The 20,480-nt window shown below is 62.4% G+C and carries 18 protein-coding genes; all 18 read right to left on the reverse strand.

Annotated elements, in window-relative coordinates:
* Nucleotides 1-4: 4 nt before the first annotated feature.
* The 18 genes from nuoM to purB all read right to left on the reverse strand — a co-directional run bounded on the left by nuoM (nt 5) and on the right by purB (nt 20,410).
* On the reverse strand, nt 5-1,537 hold the full coding sequence (nuoM, locus tag LOY54_RS09610) for an NADH-quinone oxidoreductase subunit M (protein ID WP_258610243.1): 1,533 nt from the start codon (nt 1,535-1,537) through the stop codon (nt 5-7).
* A 39-nt stretch (nt 1,538-1,576) separates the two neighbouring features.
* Nucleotides 1,577-3,430 carry an NADH-quinone oxidoreductase subunit L gene (gene nuoL, locus LOY54_RS09615; protein ID WP_038996051.1) on the reverse strand — a complete coding sequence of 618 codons (1,854 nt, stop codon included), beginning with the start codon at nt 3,428-3,430 and terminating at the stop codon, nt 1,577-1,579.
* Nucleotides 3,427-3,735, reverse strand: coding sequence for an NADH-quinone oxidoreductase subunit NuoK (gene nuoK, locus LOY54_RS09620; protein WP_028944232.1), 309 nt, complete (start codon nt 3,733-3,735; stop codon nt 3,427-3,429). The genes nuoL and nuoK overlap by 4 nt, the downstream gene beginning before the upstream one ends.
* Before the next feature lie 4 nt (nt 3,736-3,739).
* Entirely contained in the window at nt 3,740-4,240 is a 501-nt protein-coding gene (gene nuoJ, locus LOY54_RS09625; RefSeq protein ID WP_038996050.1) for an NADH-quinone oxidoreductase subunit J, read from the reverse strand.
* Between the two features lie 9 nt (nt 4,241-4,249).
* Nucleotides 4,250-4,798 (reverse strand): NADH-quinone oxidoreductase subunit NuoI, encoded by a 549-nt coding sequence (gene nuoI / locus LOY54_RS09630; protein ID WP_009400993.1) that lies wholly within the window; start codon nt 4,796-4,798, stop codon nt 4,250-4,252.
* A gap of 11 nt (nt 4,799-4,809) precedes the next feature.
* Nucleotides 4,810-5,817, reverse strand: a complete 1,008-nt coding sequence (nuoH, locus tag LOY54_RS09635; RefSeq protein WP_038996049.1) for an NADH-quinone oxidoreductase subunit NuoH — start codon at nt 5,815-5,817, stop codon at nt 4,810-4,812.
* A complete protein-coding gene (gene nuoG, locus LOY54_RS09640) occupies nt 5,814-8,528 on the reverse strand; it encodes an NADH-quinone oxidoreductase subunit NuoG (protein WP_258610244.1) in 2,715 nt (904 codons plus the stop codon). Before nuoG ends, nuoH begins: the two co-directional genes overlap by 4 nt.
* Before the next feature lie 134 nt (nt 8,529-8,662).
* Nucleotides 8,663-10,036: an NADH-quinone oxidoreductase subunit NuoF gene (nuoF, locus tag LOY54_RS09645; RefSeq protein ID WP_258610245.1), complete on the reverse strand. Its 1,374-nt coding sequence runs from the start codon at nt 10,034-10,036 to the stop codon at nt 8,663-8,665.
* Entirely contained in the window at nt 10,033-10,530 is a 498-nt protein-coding gene (gene nuoE / locus LOY54_RS09650; RefSeq protein WP_012313767.1) for an NADH-quinone oxidoreductase subunit NuoE, read from the reverse strand. The genes nuoF and nuoE overlap by 4 nt, the downstream gene beginning before the upstream one ends.
* 2 nt (nt 10,531-10,532) lie before the next feature.
* Nucleotides 10,533-12,314 (reverse strand): NADH-quinone oxidoreductase subunit C/D, encoded by a 1,782-nt coding sequence (nuoC, locus tag LOY54_RS09655; protein ID WP_258610246.1) that lies wholly within the window; start codon nt 12,312-12,314, stop codon nt 10,533-10,535.
* 78 nt (nt 12,315-12,392) lie between these two features.
* Nucleotides 12,393-13,070, reverse strand: coding sequence for an NADH-quinone oxidoreductase subunit B (locus LOY54_RS09660; protein ID WP_010220398.1), 678 nt, complete (start codon nt 13,068-13,070; stop codon nt 12,393-12,395).
* A gap of 10 nt (nt 13,071-13,080) precedes the next feature.
* Nucleotides 13,081-13,494: an NADH-quinone oxidoreductase subunit A gene (locus LOY54_RS09665; RefSeq protein ID WP_010220397.1), complete on the reverse strand. Its 414-nt coding sequence runs from the start codon at nt 13,492-13,494 to the stop codon at nt 13,081-13,083.
* A gap of 358 nt (nt 13,495-13,852) precedes the next feature.
* Nucleotides 13,853-14,515, reverse strand: coding sequence for a lysoplasmalogenase (locus LOY54_RS09670; RefSeq protein ID WP_258610247.1), 663 nt, complete (start codon nt 14,513-14,515; stop codon nt 13,853-13,855).
* Nucleotides 14,516-14,699: 184 nt separating this feature from the next.
* A complete protein-coding gene (gene aceA, locus LOY54_RS09675) occupies nt 14,700-16,025 on the reverse strand; it encodes an isocitrate lyase (protein ID WP_038996041.1) in 1,326 nt (441 codons plus the stop codon).
* Between the two features lie 488 nt (nt 16,026-16,513).
* Complete coding sequence (locus tag LOY54_RS09680; RefSeq protein WP_258610248.1) at nt 16,514-17,248, reverse strand: secretin N-terminal domain-containing protein; 735 nt, start codon at nt 17,246-17,248, stop codon at nt 16,514-16,516.
* Between the two features lie 115 nt (nt 17,249-17,363).
* The gene (locus LOY54_RS09685) at nt 17,364-17,798 is read right to left on the reverse strand and encodes a GNAT family N-acetyltransferase (RefSeq protein WP_038996039.1); all 435 of its coding nucleotides are present in this window, start codon (nt 17,796-17,798) and stop codon (nt 17,364-17,366) included.
* Entirely contained in the window at nt 17,791-18,957 is a 1,167-nt protein-coding gene (locus LOY54_RS09690) for a cupin domain-containing protein (RefSeq protein ID WP_123567418.1), read from the reverse strand. Before LOY54_RS09690 ends, LOY54_RS09685 begins: the two co-directional genes overlap by 8 nt.
* A gap of 82 nt (nt 18,958-19,039) precedes the next feature.
* Entirely contained in the window at nt 19,040-20,410 is a 1,371-nt protein-coding gene (purB, locus tag LOY54_RS09695; RefSeq protein WP_010226761.1) for an adenylosuccinate lyase, read from the reverse strand.
* Nucleotides 20,411-20,480: the final 70 nt, after the last annotated feature.

Consider the following 20,480-nt stretch of genomic DNA (forward strand, 5'->3'; position numbering starts at 1 on the left):
GCTCTTACCGGGCCGAAGCGAGTTGAGTGAAAGCGGAACCCAGCCACTGCTGTACACCACTCATGGTGGCGGCAGAAGTGTCCAGGAACGGCTGCGGGTAGACGCCCAGCAGGATCAGCAGGCCAGCCAGGCCCAGCACCATGATCATTTCGCGGGTGTCCATGCCAGCCAGGACTTCATCGGATTTGGCCGGGCCGAAGTAGGCGCGGTGAATCATGATCAGCGAGTAGACCGAACCGAACACCAGGCCGGAAGTGGCGATCACGGTGACCCACGGCGAAGCGACGAAGCTGCCGATCAGGATCAGGAATTCGCCAACGAAGTTACCGGTGCCTGGCAGGCCCAGGGAGGCGGCGGCGAAGAACAGGCTGATGGCCGGCAGGTAGGCGATGCGGTGCCACAGGCCACCCATCTGACGCATGTCACGGGTATGCAGGCGCTCGTACAACTGGCCACTGAGAATAAACAGTGCCGCTGCCGACAGGCCGTGAGCCAGCATCTGGATCACCGCGCCTTGCAGGGCCTGCTGGCTGCCGGAGTAGATACCGATCAGCACGAAGCCCATGTGCGAAACGCTGGAGAAGGCGATCAGGCGCTTGATGTCGGTCTGGGCGAAAGCCAGGAAGGCACCATAGAAAATCCCGATCAGACCCAGGGTCATGGCAATCGGCGCAAACTCGGCCGAAGCGTTCGGGAACAGCGGCAGGGCGAAACGCAGCAGGCCGTAGGCCGCAGTCTTCAGCAAGATACCGGCGAGGTCGACGGAACCTGCGGTCGGTGCCTGGGCGTGAGCGTCAGGCAGCCAGGAGTGGAACGGCACAACCGGCAGCTTGACCGCGAAGGCGATGAAGAAGCCGAGCATCAGCAGGTACTCGGTGCCCGCCGGCAGGTCGGCCTTGAGCAACTGGGTGTAATCGAAGGTGATCACACCGGTGTTGCTGTAGTTGACCAGTACCAGACCAAGGATCGCCACCAGCATGATCAGGCCGCTGGCCTGGGTGAAGATGAAGAACTTGGTGGCGGCGTAGATCCGGGTCTTCTTGCCATCCGAGGAGCTGTGACCCCAGAGCGCGATGAGGAAATACATCGGCACCAGCATCATTTCCCAGAAGAAGAAGAACAGGAACAGGTCCAGGGCCAGGAACACACCGACCACGCCGCCCAGGATCCACATCAGGTTGAGGTGGAAGAAGCCGACGTGGCGAGTGATCTCTTTCCACGAGCACAGTACCGAGAGCACACCGAGCAGGCCGGTGAGCAGGATCATCAGCAGCGACAGGCCATCGAGGGCCAGGTGCAGGCTGATGCCGAAGCGTTCGATCCACAGCACTTTGAATTCGAACGCCCACTCGGGCGCGGCGCCCGGTGCAGGGGCCAGGGTGTAGTCCCCGTTGGCCCACAGCCAGAGGCCGATACCAAGCAGCAGGGACATGGTCAGCAGCGCAATCCAGCGCGGCAGGGTGGCGCCGAAGCGCTCACCCAGCCAGCACAGCAGGCCGCCGATGAAGGGGATCAGGATCAGCCAAGGCAAAATCATGACGGGCTCAATTCCTTTCGCAAAGTCGCAAGGTTCATATCAGACCGCAGCCATAACAACGGCACCGAGCACAAGCACGGCACCTACGGCGATCGAAGCGGTGTACCAGCGCAGCTGACCGGTTTCGGTTTTGCTCATGGCGGCATGACCGCCCTTCGCCATACGCGGAATCAGGCCAATGCTGCGGTCAACCGGATCCTTGCGCAGGATGTGGCTGATCAGCAGGTAAGGTTTGACGAACAGCTTGTCGTAGATCCAGTCGAAGCCCCAGGCGGCGAACCACCAGGCCGACAGCACACGACCGATGCCGCTGTTGGCAATCGCGGTAACCAGGCGACGCTTGCCCAGGAACAGCATCGCCGCCAGCAGGATACCGGCGATGGCGATGGCGCCCGAGGCGATTTCCAGGCTGTGCTTGGCTTCGCCGCCGGCATGGCCGACGCTCTGCGGCAGCACGCCCGCCAGCGGTGGATGAATCCAGGCACCGACGAAGGTCGACAGCACGATCAGCACGCCCAGCGGCAGCCAGTGGGAAATCCCGTGGCCGGCGTGAGCTTCGGTCTTGGCTTCGCCGTGGAAGGCGATGAAGATCAGGCGGAAGGTGTACAGCGAGGTCATGAAGGCACCGACCAGGCCGGCGTACAGCAGACCGTTGTTGCCGCTGGCGAAGGCTTCCCAGAGGATCTCGTCTTTCGAGTAGAAGCCGGCGGTCAGCAGCGGCAGGGCAGCCAGGGCGGCACCACCGACGATGAAGCTGGCGTAGGCCAGTGGCAGTTTCTTCCACAGGCCGCCCATCTTGAAGATGTTCTGCTCGTGGTGGCAGGCAACGATCACCGCACCGGAAGCAAGGAACAGCAGGGCCTTGAAGAAGGCGTGGGTCATCAGGTGGAAGATCGCGCCTTCCCAGGCACCAACGCCCAGGGCCAGGAACATGTAGCCGATCTGGCTCATGGTCGAGTAGGCGAGGATGCGCTTGATGTCGGTCTGCACCAGGGCGGCAAAGCCGGCCAGCACCAGGGTCACGCCGCCGACCACACCGACCAGGTGCAGCACGTCAGGGGCCAGGGCGAACAGGCCGTGGGTACGGGCAATCAGGTAAACGCCCGCGGTCACCATGGTTGCCGCGTGGATCAGTGCCGAAACCGGGGTAGGGCCGGCCATCGCGTCGGCAAGCCAGGTCTGCAGCGGCAGCTGGGCCGATTTACCGACCGCGCCACCGAGCAGCATCAGGGTTGCCAGGACCATCCAGAAATCACCCGCCTGGAATTTCTGCGGGGCCAGCACCAGCAGCTCCTGAACGTTCAGGGTGCCCAGTTGCTGGAACAGGATGAACAGGCCGATGGCCATGAACACGTCGCCGATTCGGGTGACGATGAAGGCTTTGAGTGCGGCGTTACCGTTGTTGCGGTTGCTGTAGTAGAAACCGATCAACAGGTACGAACACAGGCCCACGCCTTCCCAACCGAAGTAGATGAACAGCAGGTTGTCGCCCAGGATCAGGAACAGCATGCTGGCAATGAACAGGTTGGTGTAGGCGAAGAAGCGCGAGTAACCGGCTTCACCGCGCATGTACCAGGAGGCGAACAGGTGGATCAGGAAGCCGACGCCGACCACCACGCCAAGCATGGTCACCGACAGGCCGTCCAGGTACAGGGTGAAGTTCGGCGCAAAGCCGTCCACCGACATCCACTGCCAGAGCAGCTGGCTGTACGCGCCGCCTGCAGGCGGGGCGACATTGAACTGCCAGATCACGTAGGCGGCGACGATGGCCGAGAGGCCCACCGAACCGACGCCAACCAGCGCCGACAGGTTCTCGGACCAGCGGCCGCGCGAGAACGACAGCAGCAGGAAGCCGATCAGGGGGAATACGAACGTCAGAAAGAGAAGGTTCATCCGCGCATCTCACTGGCAGCATCGATATCGAGAGTGTGGAAGCGGCGATACAGCTGCAACAGGATCGCCAAGCCGATACTGGCCTCGGCCGCTGCCAGGCTGATCACCAGGATGAACATGATCTGTCCATCCGGTTGCGCCCAGCGGCTGCCGGCGACGATGAAAGCCAGTGCCGAGGCGTTCATCATGATTTCCAGGCTCATCAACACGAAAAGAATATTGCGGCGCACCATCAGGCCGACAAGGCCGAGGCAGAACAGGATGCCGGCGACGGCCAGGCCATGTTCGAGAGGAATTGCTGGCATGTGATTACTCCTTCGCCTCATTGCGGCCGAGGTGGAAAGCCGTCACCGCTGCGGCGAGCAGCAGCATCGAGGCCAGTTCCACCACCAGCAGGTAAGGGCCGAACAGGCTGATGCCGACGGCCTTGGCGTCAACCGTGGTGTGGCCGATGCCGGCGCCGCTTTCGCTGGCGAACAGCACGTACAGCAGTTCGACCAGCAGCAGTGCGCCAAGCACCACCGGGCCGAGCCAGATGCCCGGCTTGAGCCAGCCGCGTTCCTGGGCGACCGAAGCCGGCCCGAGGTTGAGCATCATCACCACGAAGACGAACAGCACCATGATGGCGCCAGCGTAGGCGATCACTTCCAGGACACCGGCGAACGGAGCGCCGAGGGCGAAGAAGGTCATCGCCACGGAGATCAGCGAAATGATCAGGTAGAGCAGGGCGTGCACGGGGTTGGTGTTGGTGATCACCCGAAGGGTGGACACCACAGCGACACCGGATGCGAAATAGAAAGCGAATTCCATCTTTCTTCCTTAAGGGAGCAAGCTCTTCACGTTGATCGGCTCGGCTTCGTTCTGCGCGGCGCCTTTCGGCTTGCCGGCAACAGCCATACCTGCAACACGGTAGAAGTTGTAGTCAGGGTTCTTGCCGGGGCCGGAGATCAGCAGATCTTCTTTCTCGTACACCAGGTCCTGACGTTTGAACTCGGCCATCTCGAAATCCGGGGTGAGCTGGATCGCGGTGGTCGGGCAGGCTTCCTCGCAGAGGCCGCAGAAAATGCAACGGGAGAAGTTGATGCGGAAGAACTCCGGGTACCAACGACCGTCTTCTGTTTCGGCTTTCTGCAGCGAGATGCAACCGACCGGGCAAGCCACGGCACACAGGTTGCACGCTACACAGCGCTCTTCGCCATCCGGGTCGCGGGTCAGGACGATGCGGCCACGGTAGCGTGGCGGCAGGTAGACCGGCTCTTCGGGGTACTGCAGGGTGTCACGTTTGCGAAAACCGTGAGAGAACACCATCACCAGGCTGCGCAGCTGGGTGCCAGTGCCCTTAACGATGTCGCCAATATATTTGAACATGGGTCAAATCCTCACTGGGCCGCAACAGCTGGCGTGTTGAGCAACACGAGCGCAGCGGTCACCAGCAAATTGATCAGGGTCAGCGGCAGGCAGAACTTCCAGCTGAAGTCCATCACCTGGTCATAGCGCGGGCGCGGAATAGAGGCGCGCAGCAGGATGAACAGCATGATGAAGAACGCGGTCTTCAGGGCGAACCAGACGAACGACAGTTGCGGCAGGATGCCGAACGGGCCGTGCCAGCCGCCGAAGAACAGGGTTACCAGCAGCGCCGAGATCAGGATGATGCCGATGTACTCACCGACGAAGAACATGCCCCATTTCATGCCGGCATATTCAATGTGGTAACCGTCGGCCAGTTCCTGTTCCGCTTCCGGCTGGTCGAACGGGTGACGGTGAGTCACGGCGACGCCAGCGATGAAGAAGGTGCAGAAGCCGAAGAACTGCGGAATGATGAACCACAGGTTCTGGGCCTGGTAGTCAACGATATCGCGCATGTTGAACGAGCCGACCTGGGCAACGATGCCCATCAGCGCCAGGCCCATGAACACTTCGTACGACACGGTCTGGGCCGAGGCCCGCAGGCTGCCGAGCAGGGCGTACTTGTTGTTCGACGACCAGCCGGCGAACAGTACCGCGTAGACCGAAAGGCCGGCCATGGCGAAGAAGAACAGCAGGCCGATGTTCAGGTCCGCAACACCCCAGGTCGGGGTGATCGGGATGATCGCGAAGGCAATCAGCAAGGCGCTCATGGCCACCACCGGCGCCAGGGTGAAGATCACCTTGTCGACGAAGGGCGGGTTCCAGTCTTCCTTGAAGAACATCTTGAGCATGTCGGCAGCGATCTGGAACATGCCGAACGGGCCGACGCGGTTCGGACCGTAGCGGTCCTGCCACCAGCCCAGCAGGCGCCGCTCGACGAAGCTGAGCAGCGCACCGCAGACCACCACGGCCAGCAAGACCACGATGGCCTTGATGACGGTGATGATCACATCGATCACTTCAGGGGTGAACCAGGTCATTGTGCTGCCTCCTGCAGGCCTTCGACGGATGCACCGAAGATGGCTGGCGGAATGCCGGCCAGGCCTTTCGGCAGGGCAACCAGGCCTGCGCCCAGTTCTTCATTGATGCGCAGCGGCAGACGCAGGGCAACGCCGGCGACGTTGAGGCTGAGCAGGGCGCCGTCGTTGACACCCAGGCGGTCGGCTTCGGACTTGGCCAGGGACACGTAGGCTTCTGGGATGCGCTCTTGCACCGGGGCTGCGCGCGAGGAGTTCTCTTCGCTGCCGAACAGGTGGTAGAACGGCACCGCTTGCCAGGTGCCACGGGCCGGAGCGAAAGCTGCCGGAACGCTGGCGAACCAGTTCAGCTTGTCGCCCTGGGTTTCGATCAGGCGGGTGCCCGGGTCGCCTGCGCGCAGGTGACCACCGACCTCGTCCTGGAACTTGTTCCAGGCTTGCGGCGAGTTCCAGCCCGGCGACCAGGCGAACGGCACTTGCGAGCGCGGTTCGGCCGAACCCGAGTAACCTTCCATGGAGAAGGCGAACGCGGTGTCCTTGTCTTGCGGGGTACGCGGCTCGTGCACGCTGATGTTGGCGCGCATGGCGGTACGGCCGGAGTAGCGCAGCGGCTCACGCGCAAGCTTCATGCCCTTGATGCGGAACGACGCGGACGGTGCGGCGTTGACGATGCCGGACAGTTGCGGCGCGACCGCGGCGCAGGCGCTGGTGACGTGGTCCAGCTGGGTCCAGTCGACCGGCTTGTTGAGCAGGGTGGCACGCAGGGCGTGCATCCAGCGCCAGCCTTCGTGAACCAGGATGCTGCTGTCCAGGTAGGTTGGGTCGAACACCTGGAAGAAGCGCTGGGCGCGGCCTTCCTGGCTGACCAGGGTGCCGTCGCCTTCGGCGAAGGTCGCCGCCGGCAGCACCAGGTGGGCGCGGTCGGTGGTGGCGGTCTTCTGGTGATCGGCAACGATGACCACCTTGGCAGCGGCCAGGGCAGCGTTGACCTTGGCCGCGGCAACGCGGCTGTACAGGTCGTTTTCGAGCACGACAATGGCGTCGGCCTTGCCTTCGATCACCGCATCCAGCGCGGCATCGATCGACTCGCCACCGAGCATGGCCAGGCCCAGGCTGTTGGCCTCGGGCACCACCAGGCTCAGCGAGCCGTTCTTCTCGCGCAGCTTGAGGGCCTTGGCGATGTTGGCCGCGGCTTCGATCAGGGCGTTGGAGGCCAGCGAGGTACCGGCAACCACCAGCGGACGGTTGGCGGCCACCAGGGCGTCGGCGATGCGCTTGGCCAGGGCCAGGGCTTCGGCGTCCAGGCCGTCAACGGCTGGCGCGCTCGGGTCGATGGCGTGAGCCACGGCGAAACCGATGCGGGCGAGGTCGTCCGGCGCTGCGTGTACGCACTCTTCGGCGACGTCATCAAGCTTGGTTTCGGCCAGGCTTGCGATAAACAGCGGGTACATGGCGTGCTGGCCGATGTTCTTCACCGCGGCATCGAGCCACGGCTGAACGCGCATGGCATCGGCCATGGCTTCGGCCTTGCCCTTGACCGACTGGCGCAGGGCCAGGGCCACGCGGGCAGCGGTCTGGGTCAGGTCTTCGCCGAGGACGAACACCGCGTCATGGTCTTCCATGTCGCGCAGGGTCGGCACTGGCAGCGGGCTGTCGTTGAGCACTTGCAGGGCCAGGCGTACGCGGGCCAGCTCAGCGGCTTCCATACCCGAGTAGAAGTGCTCGGCGCCGACCAGCTCACGCAGGCCGTAGTTGCTTTCAAGGCTGGCACGCGGCGAACCGATACCGACGATATTGCGCCCGCGCAGCATGTCCGCGGCCTTGTCCAGGGCGGCATCCAGGCTCAGCTTGGTGCCGTCGGCCAGCAGTGGCTGACGTGGACGGTCTTCACGGTTGACGTAGCCATAGCCGAAACGGCCACGGTCGCAGAGGAAGTACTGGTTGACCGAACCGTTGAAGCGGTTTTCGATCCGGCGCAGTTCGCCGTAGCGCTCACCCGGGCTGATGTTGCAACCGCTGGAGCAGCCATGGCAGATGCTCGGGGCGAACTGCATGTCCCATTTGCGGTTGTAGCGCTCGGAGTGGGTCTTGTCGGTGAACACACCGGTCGGGCAGACCTCGGTGAGGTTGCCGGAGAACTCGCTCTCGAGGGTGCCATCTTCAACGCGACCGAAGTAGACGTTGTCGTGGGCACCGAATACGCCCAGGTCGGTACCGCCGGCGTAGTCCTTGTAGTAACGCACGCAACGGTAGCAGGCGATGCAGCGGTTCATCTCGTGGGCGATGAACGGGCCGAGCTCCTGGTTCTGGTGGGTACGCTTGGTGAAACGGTAGCGGCGCTCGTTGTGGCCGGTCATTACCGTCATGTCTTGCAGGTGGCAGTGACCGCCTTCCTCACAGACCGGGCAGTCGTGCGGGTGGTTGGTCATCAGCCATTCGACGACGCTGGCACGGAATACCTTGGCTTCTTCGTCTTCGATGGAAATCCAGCTGCCATCGGTGGCAGGGGTCATGCAGGACATGACGATGCGACCACGGGTGTCGTTCTCGTCGGTGTACTGCTTGACCGCACACTGGCGGCAGGCACCGACGCTACCGAGCGCCGGGTGCCAGCAGAAATAGGGGATGTCGAGGCCGAGCGACAGACACGCCTGTAACAGGTTGTCTGCGCCGTTGACTTCGAGCTCTTTGCCGTCTACGTGGATAGTGGCCATGGTTCAAAGTTCTTCGTTGGCCCGCGTCTGCGGGCGTGGCTAATGGAAATCTGTGTGCCTGCAGCCCGCGACAGGTGTCCCCGGGCGAGCTGGGCAGGCAAGCGGGCGGCACGGACCGCCCGCATTGTTATTCGTTATGCGCCGACGACGATCGGCTTCGCCAGGTCCGGGCGCAGGCCGGCAACGGCAGCAGCCGGTGCCTGGGCGGCAATGCCAGCCTCGAACTCAGGGCGGAAGTACTTGATCGCGCTACCCAGCGGCTCAACGGCGCCTGGTGCGTGGGCACAGAAGGTCTTGCCCGGCCCAAGGAAACCAACCAGACCCAGCAGGGTCTCGATGTCGCCCTGCTGGCCCTGGCCTTTCTCGAGGGCGCGCAGGAGCTTGACGCTCCACGGCAGGCCGTCGCGGCACGGGGTGCAGAAGCCACAGGATTCACGGGCGAAGAACTCTTCCATGTTGCGCAGCAGCGAGACCATGTTGACGCTGTCGTCCACGGCCATGGCCAGGCCAGTACCCATGCGGGTGCCGACCTTGGCGATACCACCGGCGTACATTTGCGCGTCCAGGTGCTCGGGCAGCAGGAAACCGGTACCGGCGCCGCCTGGCTGCCAGCACTTGAGCTTGAAGCCATCGCGCATGCCGCCGGCGTAGTCTTCGAACAGCTCGCGGGCCGGGACGCCGAACGGCAGCTCCCACAGGCCCGGGTTCTTGACCTTGCCGGAGAAGCCCATCAGCTTGGTGCCGTGGTCTTCGCTGCCTTCACGGGCCAGCGACTTGTACCAGTCGATGCCGTTGCCGACGATGGCCGGCACGTTGCACAGGGTCTCGACGTTGTTCACACAGGTCGGCTTGCCCCACACGCCAACGGCGGCAGGGAAGGGCGGCTTGGAGCGCGGGTTGGCGCGGCGGCCTTCGAGGGAGTTGATCAGAGCGGTTTCTTCACCGCAGATGTAGCGCCCGGCACCGGTGTGGACGAACAGCTCGAAGTCGAAGCCGCTGCCGAGGATGTTCTTGCCCAACAGGCCGGCAGCCTTGGCTTCCTCGACCGCACGGGTGAGGTTGCGCGCTGCGGTGGTGTATTCGCCACGCAGGAAGATGTAGCCGCGGTAGGCCTTCAGCGCGCGGGCGCTGATCAGCATGCCTTCGATCAGCAGATGGGGCTGTTGCTCCATCAGCATGCGGTCTTTCCAGGTGTTTGGCTCCATTTCGTCCGCGTTGCACAGCAGGTAGCGGATGTTCATGGATTCGTCTTTGGGCATCAGGCCCCATTTGACGCCGGTGGGGAAGCCCGCACCGCCACGGCCCTTGAGGCCGGAATCTTTTACGGTCTGGACGATATCGTCCTGGGACATTTGCGCCAGGGCCTTGCGGGCGGCGGCGTAGCCGTCCTTGGCCTGGTACTCGTCGAGCCACAGCGGCTCGCCGTCGTCACGCAGGCGCCAGGTCAGCGGATGGGTTTCAGCCGAACGCGCAATGCGGTTGGCCGGGCCGAAGGAAGTGATGGTCATACGTAACCCTCCAGCAGTTTGGAGACGCCAGCAGGCTGCACGTCGCCAAAGGTGTCGTCGTCGATCATCAGCGCCGGGGCCTTGTCGCAGTTACCCAGGCAGCATACCGGCAGCAGGGTGAAACGCCCGTCCGCAGTGGTCTGGCCGAGGCCAATGCCCAGCTCGCTCTGGATCTGGCTGACCACCGACTCGTGGCCGCCGATGTAGCAGACCATGCTGTCGCAGACGCGGATGATGTGCCGGCCAACCGGTTGACGGAAGATCTGGCTATAGAAAGTGGCCACGCCTTCGACGTCGCTGGCAGGAATGCCGAGCACTTCGCCGATGGCGTAGATGGCGCCGTCCGGCACCCAGCCGCGTTCCTTCTGGACGATCTTCAGGGCTTCGATGGACGCCGCGCGCGGGTCCTCGTAGTGATGCATCTCGTGCTCGATGGCCGAGCGCTCGGTTTCGCTCAGGGCGAAACGGTCGGTTTGGATAAGCGTGCTGTTCATGCTTAGCGGTCCACGTCAGCCATAACGAAGTCGATACTGCCCAGGTACGCAATGAGGTCCGCGACCATGCTGCCGCGGATCACCGAAGGGATCTGCTGCAGGTGCGGGTAGCTCGGGGTACGGATCCGGGTGCGGTAGCTCATGGTGCCGCCGTCGCTCGTCAGGTAGTAACTGTTGATGCCCTTGGTCGCCTCGATCATCTGGAAGGACTCGTTGGCCGGCATCACCGGGCCCCACGAAACCTGCAGGAAGTGAGTGATCAGGGTTTCGATGTGCTGCAGGGTGCGCTCTTTCGGCGGCGGCGTGGTCAGCGGGTGATCCGCCTTGTACGGGCCTTCCGGCATGTTGCGCAGGCACTGGTCGATGATGCGGATACTCTGGCGCATCTCCTCGACACGGACCATGCAGCGATCGTAGGCATCGCCGTTGTGGGCCAGCGGCACTTCGAACTCGAAGTTCTCATAGCCGGAGTAAGGGCGGGCCTTGCGCAGGTCGAAGTCCAGACCGGTGGAACGCAGGCCGGCACCGGTGACGCCCCATTCCAGGGCCTCTTTGGTGTTGTACTGGGCAACGCCGATGGTCCGGCCCTTGAGGATGCTGTTCTGCAGGGCGGCCTTGGTGTATTCGTCGAGGCGCTTGGGCAGCCAGTCGACGAAGTCTTTCACCAATTTTTCCCAGCCGCGCGGCAGGTCGTGGGCAACGCCGCCGATGCGGTACCAGGCCGGGTGCAGACGGAAGCCGGTGATGGCTTCGATCACGGTGTAGGCGCGCTGACGGTCGGTGAAGGTGAAGAACACCGGGGTCATGGCGCCGACGTCCTGGATGTAGGTACCCAGGAACAGCAGGTGGCTGGTGATGCGGAAGAACTCGGCGAGCATGATGCGGATCACGTCGACCTTCTGCGGCACCTGGATGCCGGCCAGCTTCTCTACCGCCAGCACGTACGGCAGGTTGTTCATCACCCCGCCGAGGTAGTCGATACGGTCGGTGTAGGGGATGAAGCTGTGCCAGGACTGGCGCTCGGCCATCTTTTCGGCGCCACGGTGGTGGTAGCCGATGTCCGGGACGCAGTCGACGATCTCTTCGCCGTCCAGCTGCAGGACGATACGGAAGGCACCGTGGGCCGAAGGGTGGTTCGGGCCGAGGTTGAGGAACATGTAGTCCTCGTTGGCGCCGGAACGCTTCATGCCCCAGGCCTCAGGGTTGAAGCGCGCGGCTTCTTCCTCAAGCTGCTGCTTGGCCAGGGTCAGGCTGTACGGATCGAACTCGGTGGCGCGCGCAGGGTAGTCCTTGCGCAGCGGGTGACCTTCCCAGGTCGGCGGCATCATGATCCGGGTCAGGTGCGGGTGTCCGGCAAAGTCGATGCCGAACATGTCCCAGACTTCACGCTCGTACCAGTTGGCGTTGGGCCAGATACCGGTGACGGTGGGCAGGTTCAGGTCGCCTTCGCGCAAGGCCACCTTGATCATCACGTCGCTGTTCCGCTCAACCGACAGCAGGTGGTAGAACACACTGAAGTCGGCGCCCGGCAGGCCGCGGCGCTGGGTGCGCAGGCGCTCGTCGACGCCGTGCAGGTCGTAGAGCATGCTGTACGGCTTGGCGACGTGGCGCAGGAAACTCAGCACTTCCTTGAGTTTTTCGCGGGTAACCCAAAGCACCGGCATGCCGGTGCGGGTTTCCTGGGCGACGAACGCTTCGGGGCCGAATTTGTTGTTCAGTTCGACGACCACATCCTGGTCGTCAGCCTTGTAAGGCGGGATATAAATAGCGGTGTCCGCTGTCATGGTCTCGGTCGCTTTCGGTCAACGTAGAGAATGAAGCCAGGCTGCCTGTCGCGCATGCGCAGGCAACAGGTCGCTGGATCAGACTTCGTCGGGGCTGCGCAGGTTGGTGACCTGGATGCGCTGTTCACGGCGTTGCTCTTTCTGCGACGGCATCTCGGCACGGTAAATGCCTTGATCACCGACAACCCAGGAAAGAGGACGACGCTCCTGGCCAATCGACTCCTGCAACAGCATCAGGCCTTGCAGGAAGGCTTCAGGGCGAGGCGGGCAGCCAGGCACGTAGACATCCACGGGGAGGAACTTGTCGACCCCCTGAACGACCGAGTAAATGTCGTACATGCCACCGGAGTTGGCGCACGAACCCATGGAGATGACCCACTTGGGTTCGAGCATCTGCTCGTACAGGCGCTGGATGATCGGCGCCATCTTGATGAAGCAGGTGCCGGCGATGACCATGAAGTCGGCCTGACGCGGCGATGCCCGGATGACTTCGGCGCCGAAGCGGGCGATGTCGTGGGGCGCCGTGAAGGCCGTGGTCATTTCCACGTAGCAGCAGGAGAGGCCGAAGTTGTACGGCCACAGGGAGTTCTTACGCCCCCAGTTGACCGCGCCACTGAGCACATCTTCAAGTTTGCCCATGAAGATGTTCTTGTGGACCTGGTCCTCTAGCAGCGAATCGGAGACGGTTTCCCGCTCTCCGATTGGATATTGCTCGTTGGGAGCATCCGGGTCGATTCTGGTGAGATTGTATTGCATTGCCAAAGCCTCATTGTTTCAGCTTCGCTTGCCGCTTGCGACGACCTTCGGGAGCCCAATCAAGTGCCCCGACGCGCCATAGGTAGACAAGACCTGCCAACAGAATTGCTATGAAAACGAGTGCTTCGACGAATCCGGTCCAGCCGCTTTCGCGGACGGACACAGACCATGCAAAGAGAAAGAGGGCTTCGATATCGAAGATCACGAACAGCATCGCGACCAGATAGAATTTGGCTGACAGGCGCAAGCGGGCGCCGCCAGTGGGCAGCATGCCGGACTCGAAGGGTTCGTTCTTGCTGCGGCCCCAGGCCTTGCTGCCGAGCAGGGCGGACAGACCGAGCATGAAGGCACAAAGGCCTACGACACCCAAAAGGAAAATGGCAAAGCCCCAGTTGTGGGCGATGAGTCCTGTCGAATCGGGCATGCTGAAAATCCTTATACAGAGACCAGTCTCTGCGGCTTGAAAAGAAGTAGAGCAGTGACGATATGTCGCAGCGGAATCTATCGCGCTGATTTTATGGGTAAACCCGGTGCAAGTAAAATTTCTGCAGCAAATTTATTCGTAAGATTAAGAACAAAAATCTTTCGTAACAGGCTGCAGGCCACTCAGGCCGGGCATTGCCCCGGGTTCTGTTAATTATGTTTCTTGCAAAACGTAATGAACCAGCAACTTCGTAATGATAATTAATATCATTTGAAGCAGTGCGATTAGTCCTACTGTTCGAGTCAACTACAAAGTTGTGCAACATGGTCGTCACCCGCAAGTTTCCACACCCTGTGTTTTAACCTGTTTTTTCTTGCCTTGCCGCGCTCTGGGTCAAGGCTTTTGCCGATTGCCTGGTGTAGGCCGAGGCGGCAATCGCCCATTGCCCCAGCCAGTAGGCAATGATGATCAGGTACTGGGCGGCGCCGAACGGGCTGACGAAGCGGTCGATGCCGATCAGACTGTCGGAAAACACGAAGGACACCGCGCCCAGCGCTGCCAGGCCGCCACAGGCCAGGGCGCGCCAGAGCATGGCGCTGATGGCCAGGGCGTACACGGTGACCGGAATCAGCAGTTCACCCAGGCCGGAGCTGATCAGCAGCCCCAGCAGTAGCGCGCCGACAATCGCCGAGCCGAGCAGGGCCGCGGGCGCCAGCTGGCGGTTCTCACCCAGGTAGCCGCGCAGGTAGGCCAGGTGCGCGCAGAGAAAGGCCGCTAGGCCAAACACAAACAGGTCGCCCGGTACGGCCAGGAGGATGTCGCCGAGCAAGGAAAAGCCCAGGCCAATGATGATCCAGCGCCGGTAGGGGGTTGGCTCTGCGGTGCTAAGCCAGTAGATCAGCGCCAGCACCGGGATCGGCTTGACCGCCAGCCCCAGCAGTGCATTGGCGCTGGCCAGTGCATATATATAGAAGGCTGCGCCCAGCAGGGCCAGGCAGAGCAGGGTGACAGGGCGGGACATGGCCGATCCTTGGTGTTGTTGTGCACCTAGCATAGCCTGTAGGAGCGGGCTTGACCCGCGATAGCGGTCAATCAGCAACATCGCTATCGCGGGGCAAGCCCGCTCCCACAAAAAACAAAACCCGGGGCCCCATCACAGGCCCCGGGTCTTGCGTGTTACCCGAATGTCAGCAACCGATCAGCGATCAGTGGAACTGCTCTTCTTCAGTCGAACCGGTCAGTGCGGTTACCGAAGACTTGCCACCCTGGATCACGGTGGTCATGTCGTCGAAGTAGCCGGTGCCGACTTCCTGCTGGTGGGCGACGAAGGTGTAGCCTTTCGAGGCGTCAGCGAACTCTTGCTCTTGCAGCTTGACGTAGGCGGTCATGTCGTTGCGGGCGTAGTCGTGCGCCAGGTTGAACATGCCGTGCCACATGTTGTGGATACCGGCCAGGGTGATGAACTGGTGCTTGTAGCCCATGGCCGACAGTTCGCGCTGGAACTTGGCGATGGTGGCGTCGTCCAGGTTCTTCTTCCAGTTGAAGGAAGGCGAGCAGTTGTACGACAGGATCTGGTCCGGGTATTCCTTCTTGATCGCTTCGGCGAAGCGGCGGGCTTCGTCCAGGTCCGGCTTGGCGGTTTCACACCAGATCAGGTCGGCGTATGGCGCGTAGGCCAGGCCGCGGGCGATGGCTTGATCGAGGCCGGCGCGAACCTTGTAGAAGCCTTCCTGGGTGCGCTCGCCAACCACGAATGGCTGGTCATACGGGTCGCAGTCGCTGGTCAAGAGGTCAGCGGCGTTGGCGTCGGTACGGGCCAGGATGATGGTCGGTACGCCGGCAACGTCGGCCGCCAGACGGGCAGCGCTCAGCTTCTGTACGGCTTCCTGGGTAGGAACCAGTACCTTGCCGCCCATGTGGCCGCATTTTTTCACCGAGGCCAGCTGGTCTTCGAAGTGCACGCCGGCGGCGCCTGCTTCGATCATGTTCTTCATCAGCTCGTAGGCGTTCAGTACGCCGCCGAAACCGGCTTCGGCGTCAGCCACGATCGGCGCGAAGTAGTCGATGTAGCCTTCGTCGCCCGGGTTCTTGCCGGCTTTCCACTGGATCTGGTCAGCGCGACGGAACGAGTTGTTGATGCGCTTGACCACGGTTGGCACCGAGTCCACCGGGTACAGCGACTGGTCCGGGTACATGGATTCGGCCGAGTTGTTGTCGGCAGCCACTTGCCAGCCGGACAGGTAGATGGCCTGGATACCGGCTTTGACCTGTTGTACAGCCTGGCCGCCGGTCAGGGCGCCCATGCAGTTGACGAAATCTTTTTCTGGACGGAAGGACGGGTGTGCGCCCTGGGTGACCAGCTTCCACAGCTTCTCAGCACCCAGACGGGCCAGGGTGTGCTCAGGCTGGATCGAGCCACGCAGACGAACGACATCAGCGGCGGTGTAGGTACGGGTCACGCCTTTCCAGCGCGGGTTCTCGGCCCAGTCTTTTTCGAGGGCTGCAATTTGCTGTTCGCGTGTCAGTGCCATGGAAATAAACCTCGTCGCATCGGTCTTGGGTAAAAATTCTCGCTCTCTACTGCGCAGATCAGAAGCCTGGCAAAGGTCAGTATGGGCGAAATATGCGACGGTCGAACGATGGGGCTCGAAGGGGGAAGTGAGCAGGTGGGCGAGGTTTTCGCTGCAGGGTGGCTCGTGGTTGCCGAACTGCAGTGAACAGTGCTGCCGGGTACCTTTTGATGCGCTTCCGTCCCTCGGGACAACTTCGTTCCAGTCGCAATCTCGTCAAACTGCCTTGTGGGCGGTACAGACACGAGTCGGCTCAGGTGGGTAGGTTAGAGCGCGGCTCGAAAGCCCTTGCCAGGGCCTCTGATTAGCGGGAGCGGGGCCATCATGCCTCGGCGGTTCGGGGTCGTCAAATGTTTTGTAGTGGTTTTTTATCACCACTACATCTTTCGTCTAATGCGACTCCTCAGTCAGTTTCGAGGCCTTTGGTCGAGGCCTTGATTTGTCTGGGTTCAGTCCAAAGCGTCGACTTTTACCCGCAATGTCATGTTTTCACCGCGCTGGGTGCTGTAACTGAGCGCTGAAGCACGGCGTTCGGACTGACTCTGCTGGTTGACCCCGGCCAAGGTGATCCACTCACCGAGCTTGCCGCTGACTTTTGTGTCGGTACTTTGCACCTTCACTACATCAGGACGTTCCTGGCTCATCCGGTCATTGTTGGTACTGATGTTCAGGTGCACGGTGTCGCCAGTAACGCTGGCGGTGACGTAGAAGCCCTGGGTGACGTTGCGGTATTCGGTGTCGCTCTGCACCCGGCCGTAGCCATCGGTACTGGTGCTGGTGATCGGGATGCTCTGGCCGACCTGGATCAGCGCCGGGCTGCCTTCGCTGGCTTGCACCTGTTGCAGGCCGCCTTCGCGGTTGGCGGTGCCGTAGCGGATGACCCGGGCATTGCCGCGGTTGTCCTGGAAGTTGCTGTCGTTGTTGTCGACACTGATCAAGAGCCTGCGCGGCGCGGTGTCCAGTTGCTGCAGCAGGGTGCGCAGGTCGTCGATGCGTTCGGGTTCGGCGTTGACGATCAGTTTGTTTTCAAAGGCGCTGACGCTGCCGTCCTTGCCGATGAAGGCTTGCGCGGTGGGGAGGATTTCAGCGCTGGTGCGGTGACTCAGCGGCAGGACTTCGGTGGCGGCCAGCGCACTCAGGCTGAACGACAGAAGTAGGGAGGCGAGAAGGGGGCGTAGCGGCATGTCCATGATCTCCGCGGGTGGAACGGACATGATGGCAAATTTGTAGGGGTTTTGCCGCCCTCATCGCGGGTCAAGCCCGCTCCCACTGTGGGAGCGGGCTTGACCCGCGATGCTTTTAGGCCAGTTCGCGCGACTCGCGAACCATGTCCACGTGCGGAATGCCCGCCTCGAGGAACTCTTCACTGACCACCTTGAAGCCAAGGCGCTCGTAGAACGGTGTGGCATGCACCTGGGCGCTGAGCATCTGCTGCTTGAGGTCGCGGTTCTGTGCTTCGACGATGACCGCCTGCATCAGCGCGTCACCGACCTTCAGCCCGCGCCAGTCCTTGAGCACCGAAACCCGGCCGATCTGGCCGTCAGGCAGCAGGCGCGCGGTGCCGATGGCGTAGTCACCTTCCATGGCGAGGAAATGCACGGCGGTGTTGTCGTCGGCATCCCACTCCAGCTCCGGCGGCACGTTCTGTTCGGCGATGAACACGGCTTCACGAATACGGCGGATGTCAGCGTTGTCTTTTTGCCAGTCGGCGAGACGGACGCGAATCTTATTCATTGGCGAACCCCAGGCTTCCTTGTTTGACCAGTTCGCAGATCAAGGTAATGCCTTGATCGTTTTCAAGCCACTGCTCAAGGTTTTCAATGTGCAACGCGTCGGCGGCGCAGATCAGCTTCAGCAGCTCGCGCAGCTCGCCCGGCAGCAGGCGGCTCTGGCCGCTGGCGAACAGCAGCAGGTTGTCATCGACTTCCGACCAGGCCAGGCGCGCGCTCGGGTTGCGGATCAGGATCGCGCCTTCGGCCAGGCTCTCGATCAGGTCGGCTTCGTCCAGCGGCTCGCCGCTGACCAGCTCCGGATAACGCGGCTCGGTCATGAACTGGCCGAACCAGGTCAGCAGCAGGCGCTCGTCACCCATGTGTTCGGTGAGCAGCTTCTTCAGGCGGTCGAGGGCATCGTGCTGGATCTGGTGCGGGTCGCTGACCGGCTCGGCATCGGCGTCGGTGTAGCGCTCTTCGTCAGGCAGGAACTGGCTGAGGAAGTCGGTGAAGTGGGTCAGCACTTCAGCGGCGCCCGGGGCGCGGAAGCCCACCGAGTAGGTCAGGCAGTCATCTTCGGCAATGCCGTAGTGGGCCAGGCGCGGCGGCAGGTAGAGCATGTCGCCGGGCTCCAGGGTCCACTCCTCGCTCTGCTCGAATTCAGCCAGGATGCGCAGGTCGGCGTGCTCCAGCAGCGGGCTGTCGCTGTCGCACATCTGGCCGATCTTCCAGTTGCGCTTGCCCTGGCCTTGCAGCAGGAACACGTCGTAGTTGTCGAAGTGCGGGCCGACGCTGCCGCCGGGCGCGGCGTAGCTGATCATCACATCGTCGATGCGCCAGCTTGGCAGGAAGCGAAAGTGCTCGAGCAGCTCGCCGACTTCCGGCACGAACTGATCGACCGCTTGCACCAGCAGGGTCCAGTCGCGCTCGGGCAGGGTGCTGAAGGCGTCTTCTTCGAACGGGCCGCGGCGCAGCTCCCAAGGGCGCTCGCCATGTTCGATGACCAGGCGCGATTCGACTTCTTCTTCCAGGGCCAGGCCGGCCAGTTCGTCGGCATCGATCGGGCTTTCGAAGTCCGGGAAGGCCTGGCGCACCAGCAGGGGTTTCTTCTGCCAGTAGTCGCGCATGAATTCGCGGGCAGTGAGGCCGCCCAGAAGCTGCAGAGGAGTATCAGGATTCATGTGTAACCTATTGAAAAAAAGTAATTTTCTTTCGGTAATAAAAACGCCCGGCTGAGCCGGGCGTTTACGCGCAGGGCGCAGATCAGACGCGTTTGGCTTGAGCCGCGGCATTACCGATGTAGGAGGCTGGCGTCAGCTTCTTCAGCTCGCTGCGAGCCTCTGCAGGCATGTCCAGGCCATCGATGAAGGTCAGCAGCGCTTCGGGGCTGATGCCTTTGCCACGGGTCAGCTCCTTGAGCTTCTCGTAGGGGTTCTCGATGTTGTAGCGGCGCATGACGGTCTGGATCGGCTCGGCGAGCACTTCCCAGCAGGCGTCGAGGTCTTCGGCGATACGCGCTTGGTTGATTTCCAGCTTGCTGATGCCTTTGAGGCTGGCCTCGTAGGCGATCACGCTGTGGGCGAAACCGACGCCCAGGTTGCGCAGCACGGTGGAGTCGGTCAGGTCACGCTGCCAGCGCGACACCGGCAGCTTGCTGGCCAGGTGCTGGAACAGGGCGTTGGCGATACCCAGGTTGCCTTCGGAGTTTTCGAAGTCGATCGGGTTGACCTTGTGCGGCATGGTCGAGGAGCCGATTTCGCCAGCGATGGTGCGCTGCTTGAAGTAGCCCAGGGAGATGTAGCCCCAGACGTCGCGGTCGAAGTCGATCAGGATGGTGTTGAAGCGGGCGATCGCGTCGAACAGCTCGGCGATGTAGTCGTGCGGCTCGATCTGCGTGGTGTAGGGGTTGAACACCAGGCCCAGCTCGTCTTCGATGAAAGCGCGGGCGTTGGCTTCCCAGTCGATTTGCGGGTAGGCCGACAGGTGGGCGTTGTAGTTGCCCACGGCGCCGTTGATCTTGCCCAGCAGCGGCACGGCGGCAACCTGAGCGATCTGGCGCTCCAGACGGTAGACGACGTTGGCCAGCTCTTTACCCAGGGTGGTCGGCGAAGCCGGTTGGCCGTGGGTGCGCGACAGCATCGGCACGTCGGCGAAGCGGTGGGCCAGCTCGCGGATGGCCTGGGCGATCTGGCGCATCAGCGGCAGCAGCACGCTGTCGCGGCCTTCGCGCAGCATCAGGGCGTGGGACAGGTTGTTGATGTCCTCGCTGGTGCAGGCGAAGTGGATGAATTCACTGACCTTGGCCAGCTCCGGCAGCTTGGCAGCCTGCTCCTTGAGCAGGTACTCGATGGCCTTGACGTCGTGGTTGGTGGTGCGCTCGATCTCTTTGACGCGCTCGGCGTGCTCGAGGGCGAACTCATCGGCCAGGCCGTTGAGCAGGGCGTTGGCTTCGGCGGAAAAAGCCGGAACCTCGGCGATTTGCGGGTGGGCGGCCAGGCGCTGGAGCCAGCGAACCTCGACCAGGGCGCGGAAACGGATCAGGCCGTATTCGCTGAAAATAGGGCGCAGGGCCTGGGTTTTGCCGGCGTAGCGGCCGTCAACAGGGGAAACCGCAGTGAGCGAGGAAAGCTGCATGGGGTGTTCTCGGACAGTCAGGCTTTGAAAAGGGCGCATATCATACATGAAAAACGCGCCCGGGTCGGGT

The sequence above is a fragment of the Pseudomonas sp. B21-032 genome (assembly GCF_024748965.1).
Taxonomy (GTDB): Bacteria; Pseudomonadota; Gammaproteobacteria; order Pseudomonadales; family Pseudomonadaceae; genus Aquipseudomonas.

Bases quoted from the DNA above. Each gene is read 5' to 3' on its own strand.
- purB (WP_010226761.1), bottom strand. From the start codon at position 20,410: ATGCAGCTTTCCTCGCTCACTGCGGTTTCCCCTGTTGACGGCCGCTAC.
- LOY54_RS09690 (WP_123567418.1), bottom strand. From the start codon at position 18,957: ATGAATCCTGATACTCCTCTGCAGCTTCTGGGCGGCCTCACTGCCCGC.
- LOY54_RS09665 (WP_010220397.1), bottom strand. From the start codon at position 13,494: ATGCCCGATTCGACAGGACTCATCGCCCACAACTGGGGCTTTGCCATT.
- nuoM (WP_258610243.1), bottom strand. From the start codon at position 1,537: ATGATTTTGCCTTGGCTGATCCTGATCCCCTTCATCGGCGGCCTGCTG.
- nuoH (WP_038996049.1), bottom strand. From the start codon at position 5,817: ATGACCTGGTTCACCCCTGAAGTGATCGATGTGATCATCACCGTCATC.
- aceA (WP_038996041.1), bottom strand. From the start codon at position 16,025: ATGGCACTGACACGCGAACAGCAAATTGCAGCCCTCGAAAAAGACTGG.
- nuoG (WP_258610244.1), bottom strand. From the start codon at position 8,528: ATGGCCACTATCCACGTAGACGGCAAAGAGCTCGAAGTCAACGGCGCA.
- nuoC (WP_258610246.1), bottom strand. From the start codon at position 12,314: ATGACAGCGGACACCGCTATTTATATCCCGCCTTACAAGGCTGACGAC.
- nuoJ (WP_038996050.1), bottom strand. From the start codon at position 4,240: ATGGAATTCGCTTTCTATTTCGCATCCGGTGTCGCTGTGGTGTCCACC.
- LOY54_RS09660 (WP_010220398.1), bottom strand. From the start codon at position 13,070: ATGCAATACAATCTCACCAGAATCGACCCGGATGCTCCCAACGAGCAA.
- nuoI (WP_009400993.1), bottom strand. From the start codon at position 4,798: ATGTTCAAATATATTGGCGACATCGTTAAGGGCACTGGCACCCAGCTG.
- LOY54_RS09685 (WP_038996039.1), bottom strand. From the start codon at position 17,798: ATGAATAAGATTCGCGTCCGTCTCGCCGACTGGCAAAAAGACAACGCT.
- nuoK (WP_028944232.1), bottom strand. From the start codon at position 3,735: ATGCCAGCAATTCCTCTCGAACATGGCCTGGCCGTCGCCGGCATCCTG.
- nuoL (WP_038996051.1), bottom strand. From the start codon at position 3,430: ATGAACCTTCTCTTTCTGACGTTCGTATTCCCCCTGATCGGCTTCCTG.
- LOY54_RS09670 (WP_258610247.1), bottom strand. From the start codon at position 14,515: ATGTCCCGCCCTGTCACCCTGCTCTGCCTGGCCCTGCTGGGCGCAGCC.
- LOY54_RS09680 (WP_258610248.1), bottom strand. From the start codon at position 17,248: ATGCCGCTACGCCCCCTTCTCGCCTCCCTACTTCTGTCGTTCAGCCTG.
- nuoF (WP_258610245.1), bottom strand. From the start codon at position 10,036: ATGACCATCACTTCCTTCGGCCCGGCCAACCGCATTGCGCGTTCGGCT.
- nuoE (WP_012313767.1), bottom strand. From the start codon at position 10,530: ATGAACAGCACGCTTATCCAAACCGACCGTTTCGCCCTGAGCGAAACC.